This window comes from Castellaniella sp. S9, assembly GCF_027257175.1.
Taxonomy (GTDB): Bacteria; Pseudomonadota; Gammaproteobacteria; order Burkholderiales; family Burkholderiaceae_B; genus Castellaniella.
Genome location: NZ_JAPFGD010000001.1, coordinates 143,879 through 160,735, shown reverse-complemented (window position 1 = coordinate 160,735; position 16,857 = coordinate 143,879). Strand labels below are relative to the sequence as shown.

At 64.2% G+C, this 16,857-nt stretch carries 24 protein-coding genes; 6 read left to right on the top strand and 18 right to left on the bottom strand.

Going from position 1 to position 16,857, the window contains the following annotated elements:
• The first annotated feature begins 307 nt into the window (after positions 1 to 307).
• Positions 308 to 646 carry a flagellar hook-basal body complex protein FliE gene (gene fliE / locus OOZ48_RS00800; RefSeq protein WP_269494347.1) on the top strand — a complete coding sequence of 113 codons (339 nt, stop codon included), beginning with the start codon at positions 308 to 310 and terminating at the stop codon, positions 644 to 646.
• Between the two features lie 52 nt (positions 647 to 698).
• Here fliE and OOZ48_RS00795 read toward each other — a convergent pair whose 3' ends face one another.
• The 6 genes from OOZ48_RS00795 to OOZ48_RS00770 form a co-directional block, all read right to left on the bottom strand.
• Complete coding sequence (locus OOZ48_RS00795) at positions 699 to 1,019, bottom strand: EscU/YscU/HrcU family type III secretion system export apparatus switch protein (protein WP_269494344.1); 321 nt, start codon at positions 1,017 to 1,019, stop codon at positions 699 to 701.
• The gene (locus tag OOZ48_RS00790) at positions 997 to 2,406 is read right to left on the bottom strand and encodes a flagellar hook-length control protein FliK (protein ID WP_269494341.1); all 1,410 of its coding nucleotides are present in this window, start codon (positions 2,404 to 2,406) and stop codon (positions 997 to 999) included. Before OOZ48_RS00790 ends, OOZ48_RS00795 begins: the two co-directional genes overlap by 23 nt.
• Positions 2,403 to 2,729 carry a flagellar protein FliT gene (locus tag OOZ48_RS00785; protein ID WP_269494338.1) on the bottom strand — a complete coding sequence of 109 codons (327 nt, stop codon included), beginning with the start codon at positions 2,727 to 2,729 and terminating at the stop codon, positions 2,403 to 2,405. The genes OOZ48_RS00790 and OOZ48_RS00785 overlap by 4 nt, the downstream gene beginning before the upstream one ends.
• A gap of 16 nt (positions 2,730 to 2,745) precedes the next feature.
• Complete coding sequence (fliS, locus tag OOZ48_RS00780; protein WP_442867501.1) at positions 2,746 to 3,177, bottom strand: flagellar export chaperone FliS; 432 nt, start codon at positions 3,175 to 3,177, stop codon at positions 2,746 to 2,748.
• Between the two features lie 9 nt (positions 3,178 to 3,186).
• The gene (gene fliD, locus OOZ48_RS00775) at positions 3,187 to 4,575 is read right to left on the bottom strand and encodes a flagellar filament capping protein FliD (protein WP_269494336.1); all 1,389 of its coding nucleotides are present in this window, start codon (positions 4,573 to 4,575) and stop codon (positions 3,187 to 3,189) included.
• 105 nt (positions 4,576 to 4,680) lie between these two features.
• Entirely contained in the window at positions 4,681 to 5,079 is a 399-nt protein-coding gene (locus OOZ48_RS00770) for a flagellar protein FlaG (protein WP_269494334.1), read from the bottom strand.
• Between the two features lie 216 nt (positions 5,080 to 5,295).
• Here OOZ48_RS00770 and OOZ48_RS00765 point away from each other — a divergent pair, with 216 nt between their 5' ends.
• Together OOZ48_RS00765 and OOZ48_RS00760 are read left to right on the top strand one after the other, a co-directional pair.
• Complete coding sequence (locus OOZ48_RS00765; RefSeq protein ID WP_269494331.1) at positions 5,296 to 6,051, top strand: RNA polymerase sigma factor FliA; 756 nt, start codon at positions 5,296 to 5,298, stop codon at positions 6,049 to 6,051.
• A 112-nt stretch (positions 6,052 to 6,163) separates the two neighbouring features.
• Positions 6,164 to 6,574: a hemerythrin domain-containing protein gene (locus OOZ48_RS00760; protein ID WP_269494329.1), complete on the top strand. Its 411-nt coding sequence runs from the start codon at positions 6,164 to 6,166 to the stop codon at positions 6,572 to 6,574.
• Positions 6,575 to 6,587: 13 nt separating this feature from the next.
• On the opposite strand, the gene OOZ48_RS00755 is transcribed toward OOZ48_RS00760, so the two are convergent.
• From OOZ48_RS00755 to OOZ48_RS00735, 5 genes are all read right to left on the bottom strand, one after another.
• Positions 6,588 to 6,980, bottom strand: coding sequence for a type II toxin-antitoxin system HicB family antitoxin (locus tag OOZ48_RS00755; RefSeq protein ID WP_269494326.1), 393 nt, complete (start codon positions 6,978 to 6,980; stop codon positions 6,588 to 6,590).
• 8 nt (positions 6,981 to 6,988) lie between these two features.
• The gene (locus OOZ48_RS00750; RefSeq protein WP_269494323.1) at positions 6,989 to 7,171 is read right to left on the bottom strand and encodes a type II toxin-antitoxin system HicA family toxin; all 183 of its coding nucleotides are present in this window, start codon (positions 7,169 to 7,171) and stop codon (positions 6,989 to 6,991) included.
• Between the two features lie 134 nt (positions 7,172 to 7,305).
• The gene (gene rfbC, locus OOZ48_RS00745) at positions 7,306 to 7,875 is read right to left on the bottom strand and encodes a dTDP-4-dehydrorhamnose 3,5-epimerase (RefSeq protein ID WP_269494320.1); all 570 of its coding nucleotides are present in this window, start codon (positions 7,873 to 7,875) and stop codon (positions 7,306 to 7,308) included.
• Positions 7,876 to 7,893: 18 nt separating this feature from the next.
• The gene (locus OOZ48_RS00740) at positions 7,894 to 8,310 is read right to left on the bottom strand and encodes a type II toxin-antitoxin system HicB family antitoxin (protein WP_269494317.1); all 417 of its coding nucleotides are present in this window, start codon (positions 8,308 to 8,310) and stop codon (positions 7,894 to 7,896) included.
• Between the two features lie 11 nt (positions 8,311 to 8,321).
• A complete protein-coding gene (locus OOZ48_RS00735) occupies positions 8,322 to 8,507 on the bottom strand; it encodes a type II toxin-antitoxin system HicA family toxin (RefSeq protein ID WP_269494315.1) in 186 nt (61 codons plus the stop codon).
• A 189-nt stretch (positions 8,508 to 8,696) separates the two neighbouring features.
• Here OOZ48_RS00735 and OOZ48_RS00730 point away from each other — a divergent pair, with 189 nt between their 5' ends.
• Positions 8,697 to 9,632, top strand: coding sequence for a ZIP family metal transporter (locus tag OOZ48_RS00730; RefSeq protein WP_269494312.1), 936 nt, complete (start codon positions 8,697 to 8,699; stop codon positions 9,630 to 9,632).
• Between the two features lie 304 nt (positions 9,633 to 9,936).
• Here OOZ48_RS00730 and OOZ48_RS00725 read toward each other — a convergent pair whose 3' ends face one another.
• The 5 genes from OOZ48_RS00725 to OOZ48_RS00705 form a co-directional block, all read right to left on the bottom strand.
• A complete protein-coding gene (locus OOZ48_RS00725; RefSeq protein WP_269494310.1) occupies positions 9,937 to 10,464 on the bottom strand; it encodes a DUF4351 domain-containing protein in 528 nt (175 codons plus the stop codon).
• Between the two features lie 116 nt (positions 10,465 to 10,580).
• On the bottom strand, positions 10,581 to 10,889 hold the full coding sequence (locus OOZ48_RS00720; protein ID WP_269494308.1) for a hypothetical protein: 309 nt from the start codon (positions 10,887 to 10,889) through the stop codon (positions 10,581 to 10,583).
• A gap of 30 nt (positions 10,890 to 10,919) precedes the next feature.
• Complete coding sequence (gene tnpC / locus OOZ48_RS00715) at positions 10,920 to 12,212, bottom strand: IS66 family transposase (protein WP_442867511.1); 1,293 nt, start codon at positions 12,210 to 12,212, stop codon at positions 10,920 to 10,922.
• 117 nt (positions 12,213 to 12,329) lie between these two features.
• Positions 12,330 to 12,734: an IS66 family insertion sequence element accessory protein TnpB gene (gene tnpB, locus OOZ48_RS00710; RefSeq protein WP_269494305.1), complete on the bottom strand. Its 405-nt coding sequence runs from the start codon at positions 12,732 to 12,734 to the stop codon at positions 12,330 to 12,332.
• 462 nt (positions 12,735 to 13,196) lie between these two features.
• Positions 13,197 to 14,522, bottom strand: coding sequence for a FliC/FljB family flagellin (locus OOZ48_RS00705; RefSeq protein WP_269494302.1), 1,326 nt, complete (start codon positions 14,520 to 14,522; stop codon positions 13,197 to 13,199).
• Between the two features lie 272 nt (positions 14,523 to 14,794).
• Here OOZ48_RS00705 and OOZ48_RS00700 point away from each other — a divergent pair, with 272 nt between their 5' ends.
• Positions 14,795 to 15,619 (top strand): DUF4351 domain-containing protein, encoded by an 825-nt coding sequence (locus tag OOZ48_RS00700; RefSeq protein WP_269494299.1) that lies wholly within the window; start codon positions 14,795 to 14,797, stop codon positions 15,617 to 15,619.
• 108 nt (positions 15,620 to 15,727) lie between these two features.
• Here the strand turns inward: OOZ48_RS00700 and OOZ48_RS00695 are convergent, their stop codons facing one another.
• Both OOZ48_RS00695 and OOZ48_RS00690 read right to left on the bottom strand, forming a co-directional pair.
• Entirely contained in the window at positions 15,728 to 15,985 is a 258-nt protein-coding gene (locus tag OOZ48_RS00695; protein ID WP_269494296.1) for a BrnA antitoxin family protein, read from the bottom strand.
• Positions 15,945 to 16,217 (bottom strand): BrnT family toxin, encoded by a 273-nt coding sequence (locus OOZ48_RS00690; RefSeq protein WP_269494294.1) that lies wholly within the window; start codon positions 16,215 to 16,217, stop codon positions 15,945 to 15,947. The genes OOZ48_RS00695 and OOZ48_RS00690 overlap by 41 nt, the downstream gene beginning before the upstream one ends.
• Before the next feature lie 337 nt (positions 16,218 to 16,554).
• Between OOZ48_RS00690 and OOZ48_RS00685 the strand changes: the two genes are divergently transcribed.
• The gene (locus OOZ48_RS00685; RefSeq protein ID WP_442867500.1) at positions 16,555 to 16,755 is read left to right on the top strand and encodes a hypothetical protein; all 201 of its coding nucleotides are present in this window, start codon (positions 16,555 to 16,557) and stop codon (positions 16,753 to 16,755) included.
• The last annotated feature ends 102 nt before the right edge of the window (positions 16,756 to 16,857 follow it).

The window sequence follows — 16,857 nt, the reverse complement described above, 5'->3', positions numbered from 1 at the left end:
ACGCGGGTGCGCCTGGAAATCCAGGGGCCTGGACTCGATGGTCTGAATGATGTGCATACGGGGTGCTGCGAGAATTGGCGGACGATGGCGGCCATTATCGCTGTGAACCCCAGCGGCCCAAGCGCCGAAAAACCTGTGTTTTGGGGCTTAGTTAAGGGTGTTGCACGGGCACGGCCTTCGGCCGGCTCGCCAAAGCGGGGAATTGCGGCCCGAACGCCGTGCTGTTGACGGCCTTGCCCCGGCGCCCGCCGCCGTATAGTGCCCGCATGGCGGCTGTCGCGTCGACGGCCGCGGATTGCGGATTGCCATGATCACAGCCCAAGCCCTGGCCAACGTCGAAAACATGCTCGCCCAGATGCGCGCCGTAACCCGCGCGGCGCAGGGGCTGCCTGCCCAATCCAGTGCTGGCGCCGTATCCGTCCAGGGCGGCTTTGCGGCCGAACTCGCTCGTTCGCTCGATCGGGTGTCCGAGGCTCAGAACGCCGCGAATGCCCAGGCGCGCGCCTTCCAGATGGGCGAGCCGGGCATCGCCCTGAATGACGTCATGATCGACATGCAAAAGGCCGGCCTTGCCTTCCAGGCGACCGTGCAGGTGCGCAACCGCCTGGTCGATGCCTACAAGGAAATCGCCAACATGGCGATCTAGTGTCGTGTCTGGTTGGTTTGGTCACTTAAATCGGAATCAGCCAGACACGACACTAGGACGCGGGCGGCGGGCGCGGGGCTTCCAGCCGCCGGGCGCCGTCCTCGCTGTCCAGCGCATACAACCAGGCCAGCAGTTCGGCCACCGCCACGTAAAGCTGCGGCGGGATGTGGGTGTCCAGGTCCACCTGCATCAGCAAGCCCACCAGCTCCGGCGATTCATGGACATACAGATTGTGTTCGCGCGCAGTGCGCACGATGGTCTCGGCCAAGGTGCCGTAGCCCTTGGCCACCACGCGCGGCGCGCTGTCGCTGGTGTCGTACGAAACCGCGACCGCGCTGGGCCGGTCGGATTCAGGCCGGGTGCGTCTGGTCATGGCCGTCGGGGGTCGCAGCAGCCGAGGAGGGCGGCGGGAGGTCCGCGTCCGCATCGTCGCGGGCGAGGACGGCGATCTGGCTGGCCCGCAGGCCCTGGGCCAGCAGGCGGGCGCGCAGCGTCTCGACGGCGCCGCCCAGGCGCTCGGCGCTGTCCGGCGCCGCCAGCCGCATGACCAGCTGGTCCCCCGCCAGCGTCAGGCGGGCTTGAACCTGGCCCAGTGCCGGCAGGGACAGATCGAGGCGGGTGGACCAATGATCGGTGCCGCCGCCGGCGCCTTCGCCGTCCCGCGCATGGCGCCGGATTTCCCAATCCATGCCGGCGCCCGGCCAAGCCTCGCCCTGCCAGGCGAAGGCCTGGTTCGCCAGGACCTCGAGCTGCTGGCGAACCAGCAGGTGGGCCTGGGGATCGATGCCGGGAATCGGCGGCGCCTGAGGCGCCGGGGCCGCCTGCGCCGCGGGACCCGTGGAAGCGGTGCCGGCCGTGCTGGATTGCGCTGGAGCGCTGGCGGGATCGGTTGTGGCGGGCATCGCCGGCATCGCCGGCGGTGTCCCTTGCGGGCCGGCTGCCGGCGGTGCCTGGCCCGTTGCGGTCGAACCCGGGCTGGTGCCCGCCGCACTGGTGCCCGTAGCCGCGTTGCCCGGCGTTCGCGCAACGAAGCGCGCCTGGGGCTCGCGCGCCAGATCCCCGGCCCGGGCCTTGCCAAAGGCCAGCGCCGCCAGATGGGATTCATAGAACAGGCCGCTGCCTTGGACCGCCTGGGACAGCGACTGCCCCAGCCGTGCCGCCAGGGCGCCGTGTGGGTCCAGGGTGCCGGCCAGCGTCGTCCAGGCGCCGAGTGCGCCGCCCGGCCCCAGGGCGCCGGGCGCTGGAGCGGCGGGCGCGGCCGGCGGCGCGGCGGAGCCGGCCGTGGCGGCCTGGCCCGTCGATGCCGTTGCGAGCGATGGGGGCGGGGCTGCGCCGGGGCGCGCCGCACGTCCGTCCAGCAGGGGGGTGCGGCCCCGCACCGCCGGGTCGGCCTGCGGATACTGGGCGAGCAAGGCGAGGATGATGCGCGCGGCGAAGCCGAGGGTCGTGGGCGCCGATGCGGTGGTGTTGCTGTAGGTCGCGGCGCGCCCCATCCGGTCGTCCAGCGCCGTCGCGCCGGAGGATTTGCCGACGGCCGCCTGGCCGCGCCCCTGGGCGCCGGCCGCGTCCACCGCCTCGCGGGGGTGGCGCTGTCCGGGGTTCTGCAGCGCGCCCGGATTCTCGGCATTGCCGGGCTGGGTGACCGCCGTGGGCCGGGCGCCCGATGCCAGGTTGGCCTGCTGGCCCAGCGTGGTGCCCAGTACCGCATCCAGGCGCTGGATCAGCAGCGTGCCCAGATTCGACGGGGCCCCGATACTCATTCGGAGGACATGTGATAGGTCTGCAGCACCGTGCGCTGGCGCTTGATGTCACCCATGAGGTGGCCCAGGCGCTGCAGCTCGGGCGCCGCCAGGTGGCGGATGCGCGCATCATCGTCCAGGATGCGGGTCAGCAGTTCGCGCCGCGCCATGCGATCCTCGTCGCCCAGGGCGTCGAACCGGCGCAGGCCCTCGACGGCCTGGCTGTACTGCGCGCCCAGCTGGATGACGTCGTTCCATTGCTGCGCCTCGGCCTTGGCGAGCATCTGGCTGCTGAGGGCGGCGATCAGCTGATATTGCCGCAGGACGGGGGATCTGGATGCCATGACGGAATGCGGTCGTTCAGGGTGCGGGAGGCCGTTCGAACTGGGGATCGGCCGCCGCATGCCAGGCGTCGGCCAGGTCGCTGAGGAGTTTTTCTGCCGATTCGAGCTTGGACGGATCATTGTTGAGGTTGGCCTGCAGCAGGTTGCGCACGATCAGTTCGTAGGCGGCGATCAGGTGGCGCGCCACGTCGCCGCCGCGCTCGGGGTCGACGCTGGCCTTGAGCCCGGTTTCGACGATGTCGATCGCCTTCGAGATCGATTGCCCGCGCTCGGCGGTGCGGCCGTTGCCCATGTGCAGCCGCGCCTGCGCGGTGGCGGTCAGGGCCCCGCGAAACAGCAGCGAGATCAGGCGCTCGGGGGTGGCGCCGAGGACTTCGGATTCGAGTCCGACGCTGGCGTAGGCGCCGGCGGTGCGGGCCGCGCGTGAACGGGGGGCGTAGGTCATCATCGGGCGGGATTACTTGTTGTTGGAGTCGTTGAGGTTGCCGAGCATGCTGAGCTGCTGGGTCAGGTAGCTGCTGAGGGAATTCATCTGGGCCACCATGGCGTCCAGTTGCGTGAACTGCCTGCGGTAGGTTTCCATGCGCTGGTCGATGCGGTCGGCGGTCGCGTCGTATTGTTGCTGCATTTGCTTGGCCGTCTCGTTCAGGCTGTCGGTGGTCGTGCTGAACAGGCCGCCGCTGCGGGTAAAGGCCTCGGCCGCGCTGGCCACCCGCGTGCCCGCGCCGTTGGCGCCGGCAAATAGCGAACTGACCCCCTCGAGATTGTCGGACAGGGCCTTGGAGAGCATTTTGTCGTCGACCTTGAGTTCGCCGGACGCGGGGTCGGTGGTGATGCCGATGCGCGACAGCGACAGGCCGTCGATGCCGCCCAGCGCGCCGTTGAGCGCGCCGCGCATTTCCGTCTGGATGCGGCGCGCCAGGGAATCGCCCGTCAGGGCGCTGGATTCCTGGGTGTCGATGTTGTAGGCGGTCAGGGCCTTGATCGTGCCCTGCAGGCTGTTGTAGGCCTTGACGAAGTCGTTGATCGCCTTGGTGGCGGCGGTGTCGTCGCGCGTGACGGACAGCGACGCCGGCGCGTCGGTCGTTTGTTTCAATGTGAGCGTGAGGCCGTCGATGGCGTCCTCGATCGAGTTGGTCTGGCTGGTGATCGAGATGCCGTTGATCGACAACTGCGCGTTGGTCGCGGCCTGCTCGGTGAAGTCCCCGGTGCCGGCGGCCTGGTCATAGCCGAGGAAGGCCTCCAGTTCGGCATTGCCGTCCACCGTGATCGAAGCCACGGCCGATTCGGTGCCCGTGGCGCGGCTGGTCAGCAGCAGGCGATGGGGCGCGCCCGAGCCGTCGTTCACCAGGGTGGCGTTGACGCCCGCATCCGGGTCGGCGTTCAGGGCGGCCAGCAAGCCGTTCAGGGACGTGTCCTTGTCGGTCAGGTCCACCGTATGGGATTCGCCATTGGCCAGGGTGATCGTGACCGAGCCCCCCGTGCCGATGGCCGCCTCGCGATCGGCGCGTCCCTGGGCGACCAGGGTCTGGGCGGTGGCCAGGGCGTCGACCTGGATCGAATACTGGCCGGCGATGGCGGTTTTGTCGGCGGCGGCGGAAAACGCCTCGGAGGCCGTGGCGGCCTTGAGGGCGCCGAACGCGTCGGCCTTGCCGACGGCTTGGGCGGCGGTCTGCAGGGTCGAGACGGCGCTTTGCAGCTTGCCGTAGGCGGACACCTTGGTCTGCACCGCGACCTGGCGGCTCTGGATCAGCGCCAGGGCCTGGTTTTCGTTTTCGCGCAGGCTGGTCAGGAGATCGTTGAGCGGCAGGTTGGACCCGACGCCGATGGAAGAAACTGTGGCCATGATTGTGCTCCGTACCGCTATTATCGCCGCGTTCCCGTCCGGGCAATCCGGACGTCAGCGGGGGAAATCAAACGTAATTCAAATGCGCGTCCGTTCATGATCGCCTCAAGCCTGGGTGTCGACGCCCGACCCCTGCAATTGCACGATCATCTTGGCCACGCGCAGCACCGCGTCCGATGGCACCGTGCGCAAGACCTCGCCGGTCGTGCTGTCGATGATCGAGACCACCAGGCGTTGCGCGTCCTCGTCCATTTCAAAGCGCATGCCGGTGGACCAGGCCTCGAGACTGTGATTGACCGATTCCAGGGCCTTGTCCAGCGATGACTGGCGCGCCGCGAGGTCGCCGTGGCCGGTTTCCCCGCCGGCGGTCGAGGTGCCGGCCGAGGAGGCGTCCTGGGCGCCCGCCACGCGGGCGCCTGGCGGCGGCGTATCGGGCCGCTCCGCGACCGTGGGGGCCAGGCCCGTCGCGATGGGTGCCAGGGGGTGGCCAATCGGTGGAATCATGGGGGCTCCTCTGTCGGTATGGGATCGCCGGGCCAGGCCGCCGCTGGCGGCGCTGGGCAGACCCTCGCACGACCCCTATAACGGGCGCGGCCCCGGGAAGTTTAGGGAGGGAATTTCGGATACCTCGGTGATTTGGCGGTTTCTCGGCGTAACGGGCCGTTTTTTTTCGTGCATACTGGATGGCGTCCCATCCCCTACAGGCCCACCGATTCCACAATGCCCCGTTCCGAAGACCTGCTGGTCGGACAATACGCGCCGCTGGTGCGGCGCCAGGCGCTGATCCTGATCGGCAAGCTGCCCGCCAGCGTCGAACTCGACGACCTGATGCAGGCCGGCATGATGGGCCTGCTGGACGCCGCCCGGCGTTACCAGGAACAGCCCGACGCCCAGTTCGAGACCTATGCCATGACACGCATCCGGGGGGCCATGCTCGACGAACTGCGCGCCCAGGATTGGCTGCCGCGCAGTGTGCGCAGCAAGGCGCGCAGCATCGAGGAGGCCATCCACGCCCTCAGCCAGCGCCTGCTGCGGCCGGCGACCGAGGGCGAGATCGCCGAGGAAATGGGCCTGGACCTGGCGGAATACCAGACCCTCCTCGAGGAGGCGCGCGGCGTGCAGATCCTGATGTACGAGGACCTGGCGCGCCACCGCGAGGGCAGCGAGGACGGCCTGCCCATCGACGGCGAGGCGCATGACCGGGGGGGCAATCCCCTGGACTGGCTGGTGCACCAGGGATTGCGCAAGGCCCTGATCGAGGCGATCCAGGACCTGCCCGAACGCGAGCAGCTGCTGTTGTCCCTGCAGTTCGAGCAGGACCTGAACCAAAAGGAAATCGCCGCCGTGATGGGCGTCACCGAAGGACGCATTTCACAGTTGCGTTCGCAGGCGATCGCGCGGATCCGCGCCTGGCTGGCCCATCATTCCTGGCAGCACACCCCCGGGGACGACGAGGTTTTCAACAAGCTGATCTGAGCGAATATCCCGACGGGGGATGCGTGTCATATTGCCTGTCGATTAAGATATATATAATATGAATCTTAAAGCCGGTGGAGGCCACCGGCGCGCACTCCAAGGGAAACCCATCATGGACATCGACCGATTCAAGCACCAGCACGTGGACATCCTCAGCGGCATTGCCGCGCTGCGCAAGCTTGCGCACCAGGGCATCGTCGATCATGCGGTGGACATCGCCCATGAACTCAAGGCGCTGTCCACCGTCATCACCACCCATCTGGCCATCGAGGACCGCATCCTGTATCCGTCGCTGCGCCGCAGCGGTAACGCGGCCATGGCCTCGATGGCGCAGGACTACCAGGACGACATGAAGGGCATCGCCAATGCCTTCATCAACTTTGCCCGCCGCTGGAGCAACGCCACTCAGCTGACGCGCAACCCCGAGCAATTCCGCGACGAGGCCAATACCATCCTGCGCGACGTGCATGCGCGCATGCTGCGTGAAAACCGCGAGTTCTATCCGGCGATCGAGGCGCTGTAGGGCGTGCGCCCTGCTATTGCAGCAGGGCCATGCGGGCGATGTATCCTGAGCGGGTTTCGCCCGCCTTGCGAGCCCGGGCGTCGATGCGCGCCAAAATACGCCGCGGCAAGGTGATGTTGACGCGCTCTATGCTGTCATCGATCAGGGCCGGGTCGACTTCGGCGATGGCCCAGATCCATCCCTGGTAATCGCTCGATTTTTGCAGGTCGGTGATGCTGGACGGGCAGGGGATTGTTTCGCCCGCATCGATGGCGTCCTCGATCCAGAGGGCGATCGCCTCTTTGGCGGTCTCGATCGCCTGGTCAATGCCTTCGTCAGCCGCTGAAAAACAGCCCGGAAGATCGGGGACCGCCACACCCCAGGCCCGGGTATCGCTACCGGGTTCAATGGCGATTGGATATTTCATGGGGTTCCTCACTTCAAGCCAGCTTGCCTGAGCAGCTTTGCCACCAGGCCGACACCCAAGTCTTTCCTGGGGTGTGGCACGCTGATGTGGCCCGGCTGCGAGGGATGGCGGTAGACCTGATGCGAACCTTTGCCGCCACACCGCTGCCAACCCGCCTGTTCAAGTTGTTTGATCAATTCAGCGCTTTTCATGTGTATTATACACACCCTGTTTGGAGTGCGTGCTCTGTCGGGACGAATCTGTTCGCCTGCAGGGAATACATCATGAAGGACATCCAGGGTCGCCGGCTGGCCTCCTGCACCCGGATCGTCACCGTGGAAACTACCTACCCGCTGTTTTTCCAGTCTTGTTCGCGCAAGCGGCGGGCCAGGTCCACCAGGCCCGGATGATGGCGGTCCCGCTCCGACAGGATGGGTTCATCGATCGGCCAGGGAATGGCCAGGTCCGGGCAGTTCCAGGCCAGGCCCCACTCATCGGCGGGATCGTAGTAGTCGGTGCATTTGTAGTGCAGGGTCGCCGTGTGGCTGGTGACACAGAAGCCATGGGCGTAGCCCGGCGGAATCCAGAGTTGGCGGTGATCGGCGGCGGACAAGGCCACCGCCGCGTATCGGCCGAAATCCGGCGAATCGGGATTCACGTCCACCGCCACGTCGAATACCGAGCCCTCTAGTACCTGGATCAGCTTACCCTGCGGATGGCGGCGCTGGACATGCAGGCCGCGCAGCACGCCCTGCCGCGAGCGCGACACATTGTCCTGCACGAAGGGCAGGGCAATGCCGGCCTCGTCGCGGTAGCGTCGGGCGCTATAGGTTTCCATGAAATAGCCGCGTTCGTCGGCTATCACCCGCGGTTCGATGACCAGGACGCCGGGCAGAGGGGTTTCAAGGATGTTCAAGGTATGGGTCGAGGTCCGTCATTCGATACTGAGCACCAGGCGTTTGCCGAGCACCCGAGCCGCCTTGTCCAAGGTTTTCAGACTGGGCCAGTGACGCGGATCCTCCAGGCGCTTGGCCTGGGGCCAGCTGGTTTCGAGCGCTCGCGCAAGATCAGCCAGGCTGCGGTCGCCGCGAGCGGCACGCAGCAATAATACGCTTTGAGTCTTGGCGTCCGGGGAAATATAGTATCCGTCCTCAATGTCCTGGCTGGGCTCGGGTACCGCCATGCCTTCGGAGATGCGGCTCTCGAGCGTCAGCGTCAGCACCTCGACCGCATTGAACAAGGCTTCCTCCAGCGAATCGCCTTCGGTGAATGCCTCGTCCAGGTCAATAAACTGGACGCAAAATCCCCCCTCGGGTTCCTCGGAGAGGATGGCGGGATATCGGATTTCCATGGCGGTTTCCTTCATTTCAGCCGCACTCCGGTTTGTCGCTGAATATTGGCCAGTGTGCCGGCTTTCACATCACGGGCACCATGCAGCGGGACCGTTGTGCGGGCATTTCCCTTGCCCATGCGGACGTGGCTGCCTTCCTGACGCAGCACAGCCCAGCCATGGGCTTCAAGCATTTTGATGATGTCCTTGCCTTTCATGATGCCACATTTGGATCAAAAATGATATATCATTTAATCGAACATTTCCCTTGGATAGGGACCCCTTACTGTAGAGGGGTCTACGCCGAGGAAGGGTGTCGGGCGGCGCGATGATCCATGCGGGCTTGTACGGGGCGGTATGATGCTTATCATTCGAGTCGTTCCGATGCGCGGTTTTTAGGAGAATGCATGGCGGCCAATGACACTTCCGCGGTTCCAGCCGGGCTCATCAGCGCGTGGCACGATCAACTGCGCGCCCACAAGCCCATTGCCTGGGGCCTGCTGGCGGCCGTGCTGGCAGTGCTGTGGCTGCTGCTGGCCAGCGGCATCGAGGCTTTTTCCGATCAGAATCGCGTCTTTCTGGGTTATGCCGCCCTGGGCGGGATGGCCGGATTCGGCGCGACCGCGGTCGGTGCGCTGCTGGCAGTGGGCCTGCGCAACATCCGTGTTCGCACACAGGACTGCATGCTGGGGTTTGCGGCCGGCATGATGTTGGCGGCCAGCTCGTTTTCGCTGATACTGCCCGGCCTCGCCGCGGCCGAGGCGCTGCTGGATTCAGGGGCGGGCGCGGCGCTGACGGTCGTAGCCGGCCTGGGCCTGGGTGTGCTGCTGATGCTGGGGCTGGACTACTTCACGCCGCACGCCCACGAGACCTCGGGGCCGCACGGCCCCATCGACCAGCGCATCAGCGGCGTGTGGCTGTTCGTGCTGGCCATCATCCTGCACAACCTGCCCGAGGGCATGGCCATCGGCGTCAGCTTCGCGCGCGGCGACATGTCGGTGGGGCTGCCGCTGACGACGGCCATTGCCATACAGGACGTGCCCGAGGGCCTGGCGGTTGCCATCGCGCTGCGCGCCATCGGCCTGTCGTCGACGGTCGCCATCCTCGTCGCCATCGCCTCGGGCCTGATGGAGCCCCTGGGCGCCCTCGTGGGCGTGGGCATCGCCAGCGGTTTCCCGATCGCCTATCCGATCAGCCTGGGCCTGGCGGCGGGGGCGATGATCTTTGTCGTGTCGCACGAGGTCATCCCCGAGACCCATCGCAACGGCCACCAGACGGCAGCGACGGTGGGCCTGATGGCGGGGTTTGCGGTGATGATGTTCCTGGATACGGCGTTGGGGTAGACGGCCTCGATGCAGCCTTCAATGAGCCCCTCGGCGCGTCTGCGCGGCGGGCCAAGCCGACGTTGACTATCAAGCGCTGGCATGTTCCCTGAAAGGTACAACCACGGGACGCGGCGCGGTGAATGAAATTGTCCCTGTGGGAAGTACGGTGGGATATTCGCAGGTCGGTTGGCTTGCGGTGGCTATGATGTGTTTGCCTACGCCGCAACCTCGGAGCGAGGGCTGGCCGTCGCAACCTGATGCGAGGCGACCGAATCCATTGGTCCGGCCTCAATGGCCTGCCCGAGGGACAGGCCACCAGGATTCAGTCGCCGAACACGTCGTCCAGGGTCTGGGCATCGAGGATGTTTAACGACCAGGTCTCGAGCTGCGCGGCGGTCGCCGTGCGGACGCGTTCAGACATGGCCTCGGGGACTTCGCCGAACTTGCGAGCCAATAGCCGCAACAGCAGATCGGCCTGGCCCTCGACTCGCCCCTCGACTCGCCCTTCGACGCGCCCCTCGGCACGCCCCCGCCTCAATCCAACCCGCTCGGGTGTGGTGATGTATGTCATTGCATGCTCCTGTTCCAGGGCTTCCAATGCCCGCATATAGTCCGGTTCCAGCGCCTCGGGCAGTGCGATCATCCAGTCGACCAGCCTGACCAGGGCGTCGATGTCGCCCCGGGCGTATCCGTAGCCGGCCAGGCGGCGCATCAGCTCGACCTTGGGGTCCAGCCGTGCCGCCTTGCGGCGGAACCGCAGCGCCGTCAACTGCGCCATCACGACCACGGCAAAGGGGTTTGCCAGCGCCAAGGCCTCGAGCGCATCCCAGCGATTCAGCCATTGTGCCATGTGGACCACGGGAAAGGTGAACCGTACACCCTGTCCGAGGAACTCGTCGCGATGGTAAGTGCGCCATAAACCCCATGGTTTTCTGCGGGGGCGGTCGGCGGTAAAGTTCTCAAGTCTCAGCGGCCGGGTTTACGCAGCAATCCTGGCGAGACTTTCCAGAGCATCTGGTCGTCGGTGCGCAGGCTCACCGTTTTCTTATTCAACCGCAGAACCGTGCCATGTTTCTCCATACCGTCGTTCGCGATAAAGCTGACCCGGTCGCCCTGGGCAAACTGCGCCAACTGCACCGTGCTCCTGGCCTGATCCAGCAGATTCAGCCGCTCGACCACCATGCGGTTCAGGTATCGCAGATCGGCTTCGCTCATATGGCGCAAGGCCTCGGTGAACAATTCACGATCCAGAAGGGTTTTACGCTCGCTCGTCATGTCACAAGGGGGGATGGGACGCGACTACGTTCACGACGGGGCGTGGCGCAGCGAGGTCGCGTCAATGGCTTGTACCGCCAAGGTTTCAAGAGCCAGATTCCACGGCAACAACGCCTCGTAGTCTTGCACCGTGCGGGCGCGGGGCAATTCGCGCAGCACCGTGCGCAACCACGTATAGGGCTCTCGCCCATTGGCCTTGGCCGTCTCCACCAGCGAGTAGATCAGTGCACTGGCGTGCGCGCCCGCCGGTGTGTTGCTGAACAGCCAACTCTTTCGGCCCACCACGAAGGGGCGGATGGCATTCTCGCAGCGGTTGTTGTCGATGGGCAGGTCGCCGCGCTCGGTGTAGCGTGTCAGCTTGTTCCAGTATCTGTCCAGATAGGCCAGCGCGCGGCCCAGCGCCAGGCCAGGCACGACCTGCGGGCGTGTCTTATCCAGCCAGCTCCGCAGTTCGGCCAGCACCGGCAGGCTATGCGCCTGGCGGGCGGCAAGGCGCTGCGCGTCGGTGGCGCTCTGGCACTCGCGTTCAATCCGATACAGTTTGCCGATCAGCGCAATGGCCTCATCGGCCCGCCCGCGCTTGCCCTTGCCCTGCACCTTGGCGGCCTCGACAAAGCCCCGGCGCGCATGCGCCCAGCACACCAGGTGCTCGACACCGTCGCTGCGGCCCAGCACATGCTCGAAGCGCGCCAGCGGCAGCCCGTCCACATACTTGACCGTCAGCAGCATCGCCAGCAGATCGCCGCTGGCATTGCTCTTGGGCAAGACCTGAGCGGGCACCGGGGCGGTGACCGGCGCGGCGTCGCCGCCCGGGCAGGCGTAGCGTTTGCGCACGTGACGCAGCACCCGCACCTGCATGGGGATGATGTCCAGCTGTTCGCTCACGTCTTCACCGATCTGGACCATGGGCGTGCCGCAGGCGCAGGTGCGCTCGGCTTCAGGCACTTCATGCACGATGTCGATGCGCGGCAACTCCACCGGCAGCGGCTGGCGCTTGCCGCGCGCGGCGGGCTTGCGCGGCGCGCTGACCGAGGGCTGGGCGCTCGGTAGCGGTGCGAGCTCATCAGCCTCGGTCGTCTGGGCGCCCAACGCATCGGCCTCATCGAACAGTCGAAACTGCGTCGAGAGGGCTTCGCTGCTGCGCCCGAACAGGCGACGCCGACTGAGCACCAGTTGCTCGAACAACGCCTGGATGCGGGCGACCAATTGTTCTTGCAGCTTGGCTTCGTAGCGGGCCTCGTACTCGGCGTCCATCTGCTCGCGCAGCCGGGCTTGGAGACGCGCCTGCAAATGGATCTCGGCATGCGCCTGGATATCCCGCATCAGGCGTTTAAGCCCAGGCGTCACCGTCACGCCATACTTGGACGGATCGATTTCCGTCAAAGCGATAGCGGGCATGGCGGGGGCTGAAGTCATGCCCGCCATTTTACCTTTTATGCCCTATGTCGTGGCCGCATAATGCAAGGTTTTATGCGGCTGATGCGCCCATAAATCAAAGCCTTCGAGCAGCCATTCCAACTCCTGCATCGTCAAGGTGCAGGTGGGCTGCTCTTGGGCTAACGTCGGCCAGGCAAAACGCTGTTTCTCCAGCCGCTTGTACCACAGGCAGAAGCCATTGCGATGCCAATGCAGCGCCTTGATCTTGTCGCGCTGGCGATTGATGAACACAAATAGCGCATCGCCAAACGGACTCATCTCCAGTTGCTGCTCGACCAGCGCCGACAAGCCCCCAATTGACTTCCTGAAGTCCACCGGCTCGCGACACAGGTAGACGCTGCCAATACGACTGCCCGGATGCATCAGCGCATCTGGCGCGAAACCGCCGCCGTCACTGCCGACAGCCACCAGGCCGGCGGCAGTGCGCCCAACTCCAACCGTACACCGGGCGCCAGCCAGACGGTACAGCGCTGGGCGACCGTCTCTTCTTTGACTTGTACCGGCACCAAGGACACAGTCGGTGACCGTTGAACGGCTGGCTTCAGGCGCCTGCGTCAGTAATACAGCGTCGCCGCCGATATCCCTTCGCGCCGCGCATACGCTTGCGTGCTGATGCCTTCGGCTTCGATCGCGGCTAAATGCGCGGCCCAATCCTTGGTGTCTGTCATCGGTCAATCCCAAAAAGTACGATGGCAGAACTATGCCCTTGGCAAGAAACTCAGGGAAGAATGGGGTTTATGGCGCACTTACGATCAAACCATTGATTACCGGCCAAGAAAAAGGCCGCCAATCCCACTGCTGGGACTAGCGGCCTTTCGTTTCAGATCGCTCTCCGTAGATCGACCAGGGAGCGGCTGTCGAGACTGCGAATTAACGCAGCAGCGACAGGACAGTCTGCGGAACCTGGTTGGCTTGCGCCAGAACCGAGGTGCCGGCCTGCTGCAGGATCTGCGCGCGGGTCATGTTGGAGACTTCGACGGCATAGTCGGCGTCTTCGATGCGCGAGCGGGCTGCAGAAAGGTTGGTGACGGTGTTGCTCAGGTTAGCGATGGTGGATTCGAAACGATTTTGCACAGCACCCAGTTCGCTCCGGAAGGCATCGACACGCTTCAGGGCTTCATCGAGCTTGCTCATTGAGTCACCGGCGGCGCCAACGGAGAATTGCTCTGTAGCCCCTGTGTCACTAAAGTCAACGGTTGCTGTGTCCGCAGCGTATCCCCACACGCTCGTAGTGGTGGCGACTGGCGTACTTGAAGTCACGTTTGTCGCGACAACAAAAGAATTACTCTGCACAGTGGCGTACGACACGAATTCATCATTCTCATTCAAACCAATTTTGGTGAGAGCCGTGACACCCGTTGTGTTGCCGCTATTATCCGTGTAATCAACGGTGGTGACCGCAATGCTTACGGCGGCGGGATCAGCAGTGGGGTCCGTAGCATTTGTGAACTGGGCTGCATAGAAGTCTGAACCGACCTTCAGTACATAGGCGTCTTGGGCGTTTCCTTCGCTATCGTGAACCTGGTGGAGCGTTACGCCACCACTAATGTCTACACCCGCAGCTACCAATTGAGTCTTTGCGGCAGCGAAGTTAGTGTCAATGCCAGCTGAACCGGTACCGGTTATGCCGTCTGCGGTATCAATTGCGTCCCCGACATTCAGAACTTTCTTTTCAATAGTGAAGTTTTCGAGACCCAGAGAGGCAGAGTCGATCTTCTGCAAGTTGATGTCGATGGTCTCGCCATCCTTCGCTCCAACTTGTATGCTCAGAGCGCGGGTCTGTGCCAGCACATCCACATCATTGAACTGAGTTTGCTTGGAAACTCGATCAATTTCTTCGAGACGTTGCGTAATTTCGTCCTGTATGGATTTCAAATCGGAGCCAGAGTTGGTTCCGTTTGCGGCCTGAACCGACAGCTCGCGGATGCGTTGCAGGTTATTGTTGATTTCGTTCAGCGCCCCTTCGGTGGTCTGGGCGATGGAGATGCCATCGTTGGCGTTACGACCAGCCTGGGCCAAGCCCTTGATGTTGGCGGTGAAGCGGTTGGCAATGGCCTGACCGGCAGCATCGTCCTTGGCGCTGTTGATGCGCAGGCCGGAGGACAGGCGTTCGATGGCAGTGCCGAGAGCGCCTTGCGACCGGGTCAGGTTGTTCTGGGAAACCAGAGCCAGGTAGTTGGTATTGATAACAGACATGGATTACTCCTGTAGGGGGAAGGCAGCGGCTTGTTACTGCCGGTTGGCCAGGAAAGCCCTTTCGGGTGGAATCCTGGCCCTTCACCTGGGTGTCGGGCAGGCCCGGTATTTCCTGTACATCCGCGTTTACGGTCGGGGCGGGGGAAGGTTTAGGTGGTGATGCTTTGCAGCAGGGATGAGTGCATGCGGCGCGGTGACTTGTTCAGAGAATCTCTGGGGGCTGCGGCAAGGCCGAGTCCCGGTTCTTGCGCGTCGGCGACAAGCCGCCGGGCTTGAGTGCCGTAGTTTTTGTGGGGTCAGGCAATGGTGCAGGCAAAGCGCCCCGTCGCCTCTACACCGACAAGCTCATTCTCGTGCGCCGCCGCGATGGCGGGTTGGCAAGGCTGCTGATCCATGTCGAGGTTCAGGGCGGCGGCGCCGGCCCAAAGGCCAGGCGCCTCTTTGCGCGGCGCATGTATCAATACCGCTACCGCCTCGAGGACCGTTACGGCTCCAGCCCGATCCAGCCCATCTACAGCCTCGGCATCCTCACCGCCAGCCGTGGCGGCGATTCACACCTGGTCCACCGCGACGAGTTCCTCGGCCAAGGCGTGCGGTTCACCTTGCCCGTGGTCCACATGGCACAATGGCTCAGGCGCTGGGATGAACTTGAGGCCATCGCCCCATCGAATCCGTTTGCCGTGGTCATGATGGCGCAGTTGACCGCCCTGTGGTTCCGCCGCAAGGCGGCACGGCTGGACCCCAAGGTCGAGCTGATGCGCTGCCTGGCCGGCTATGGATATGCCCGGGGCGACATCGACGCCCTGGTCAGGCTGGTCGACTGGATGATTGCACTGCCCGAGGCGCTGGAACCGGACTATATGCGGGCATTGGAGGCCCTGGAACAGGAGCATGCAATGACATACATCACCACACCCGAGCGGGTTGGATTGAGGCGCGGTCAGGCCGAACTGCTGTTGCGGCAATTGGCTCGCAAATTCGGCGAAGTCCCCGAGGCCACGGACAAACGTATCCGTTCGGCCACCGCCGCACAGCTCGAGACATGGTCGTTAAACATCCTCGATGCCGAAACCCTGGACGATGTGTTTGACGATTGAATCCTGGCGGCCTCTCCCTTGGGCAGGCCATCGGGGCCGGACCATTGATAGTGCTGCGTAGCCAGCGGTGCCAAAGAAGTAGCGGCGTATGCATGTTTTCTGATAGGTTCATTTCGGTGCGTGGCTCTTGAGGGCCGTCACCATGCGGGTCTGCCACCCTGGCCCGGTGCTCTTCCACCGGTCCAGAACGTCCGGTGGGACGCGCAGACTGATGGACACGCTCGGGGCCACCGACTTCGGGCGCCCTCGTCGGATGACCTTGTTGCCATCGCGAAGTTCGGCTTCCTGAAACCAAGCATCCGTAAGCTCCGGCGCATCGTCATGATCAACCGAGGTGGCGTGCGTACCTTTCTTGTTCGCGGGCATTTGCTTTCCTCATGCTGATGATGCGGCGTGCCGCGCCGCGCGGCGTCCAAACCAGAACGACCATCCTGCCAGCCATTTCACCGATGGTGATGTAGCGAGGTTCGCCGTAATCAGTCCGGCCATCTGGCGCGGTAAAGTGCTTGCCTGCGAATACCTGGCCTGCCAAGTGCATGTCCAATCCGCGCTCTTCGAGCGTTTTTGCACGTTTGACAGGGTCGCAGACGATTTGCATTTATTGTATATACGTTAATTGAGAACGGCAAGGGCTTTCCTGGTTGTTGCCGAGTTCACCGGACACTATAGGCAGCCTCCGTCGGCAGGGCCGGCTTGGGTGAACGCATTTGTCCAGCGGGGTTGATACGAAGACTGAGAGCTGCTGCCCCGCCCTAGATGGGCTCGAAAGGTGACTGGTGAGTCCATCGTCGTGCAAGGTCAAGATCATCTCCTGATCCTCTCAAGACATCGTCCCGTTCAACAAGGTCCGCATCGACCTGAAGGCACTGGCAGAGGCCGTTCGTGCAGGCAGCGAAAAGATCATCACGCGCAATGGCGAGAGCTATGTCGCCCTGGTGGATGCTCGCAAGCTCGACTACTACCATCGACTTGAACAGCAGGCACGGATCCGTTTTGAGGTTGACCAGTTGAACGATGCCATCAAAGGCATGCGGGAGATTCGTGCGGGTCAGCCCGGCATGGACCCGCAGAAAGCCAAGGCACGAGGCCAGCAGAGACTGGACGCGGCGATTGCCGCCCATAAAGCACGGGCTTGATCGATGCGCGTCGTCGTGCGTGAAACCTACGAGCGTAGGGTAGACGAGGAACTCGCGTTTCGGTACCCCCCACCGTTCAGGTCACCGTACCCATCCCCGTGA

Bases quoted from the DNA above. Each gene is read 5' to 3' on its own strand.
- fliE (WP_269494347.1), top strand. From the start codon at position 308: ATGATCACAGCCCAAGCCCTGGCCAACGTCGAAAACATGCTCGCCCAG.
- OOZ48_RS00795 (WP_269494344.1), bottom strand. From the start codon at position 1,019: ATGACCAGACGCACCCGGCCTGAATCCGACCGGCCCAGCGCGGTCGCG.
- OOZ48_RS00790 (WP_269494341.1), bottom strand. From the start codon at position 2,406: ATGAGTATCGGGGCCCCGTCGAATCTGGGCACGCTGCTGATCCAGCGC.
- OOZ48_RS00785 (WP_269494338.1), bottom strand. From the start codon at position 2,729: ATGGCATCCAGATCCCCCGTCCTGCGGCAATATCAGCTGATCGCCGCC.
- fliS (WP_442867501.1), bottom strand. From the start codon at position 3,177: ATGATGACCTACGCCCCCCGTTCACGCGCGGCCCGCACCGCCGGCGCC.
- fliD (WP_269494336.1), bottom strand. From the start codon at position 4,575: ATGGCCACAGTTTCTTCCATCGGCGTCGGGTCCAACCTGCCGCTCAAC.
- OOZ48_RS00770 (WP_269494334.1), bottom strand. From the start codon at position 5,079: ATGATTCCACCGATTGGCCACCCCCTGGCACCCATCGCGACGGGCCTG.
- OOZ48_RS00765 (WP_269494331.1), top strand. From the start codon at position 5,296: ATGCCCCGTTCCGAAGACCTGCTGGTCGGACAATACGCGCCGCTGGTG.
- OOZ48_RS00760 (WP_269494329.1), top strand. From the start codon at position 6,164: ATGGACATCGACCGATTCAAGCACCAGCACGTGGACATCCTCAGCGGC.
- OOZ48_RS00755 (WP_269494326.1), bottom strand. From the start codon at position 6,980: ATGAAATATCCAATCGCCATTGAACCCGGTAGCGATACCCGGGCCTGG.
- OOZ48_RS00750 (WP_269494323.1), bottom strand. From the start codon at position 7,171: ATGAAAAGCGCTGAATTGATCAAACAACTTGAACAGGCGGGTTGGCAG.
- OOZ48_RS00740 (WP_269494317.1), bottom strand. From the start codon at position 8,310: ATGGAAATCCGATATCCCGCCATCCTCTCCGAGGAACCCGAGGGGGGA.
- OOZ48_RS00735 (WP_269494315.1), bottom strand. From the start codon at position 8,507: ATGAAAGGCAAGGACATCATCAAAATGCTTGAAGCCCATGGCTGGGCT.
- OOZ48_RS00730 (WP_269494312.1), top strand. From the start codon at position 8,697: ATGGCGGCCAATGACACTTCCGCGGTTCCAGCCGGGCTCATCAGCGCG.
- OOZ48_RS00725 (WP_269494310.1), bottom strand. From the start codon at position 10,464: ATGGCACAATGGCTGAATCGCTGGGATGCGCTCGAGGCCTTGGCGCTG.
- OOZ48_RS00720 (WP_269494308.1), bottom strand. From the start codon at position 10,889: ATGACGAGCGAGCGTAAAACCCTTCTGGATCGTGAATTGTTCACCGAG.
- tnpC (WP_442867511.1), bottom strand. From the start codon at position 12,212: ATGCGGGATATCCAGGCGCATGCCGAGATCCATTTGCAGGCGCGTCTC.
- OOZ48_RS00705 (WP_269494302.1), bottom strand. From the start codon at position 14,522: ATGTCTGTTATCAATACCAACTACCTGGCTCTGGTTTCCCAGAACAAC.
- OOZ48_RS00695 (WP_269494296.1), bottom strand. From the start codon at position 15,985: ATGCCCGCGAACAAGAAAGGTACGCACGCCACCTCGGTTGATCATGAC.
- OOZ48_RS00690 (WP_269494294.1), bottom strand. From the start codon at position 16,217: ATGCAAATCGTCTGCGACCCTGTCAAACGTGCAAAAACGCTCGAAGAG.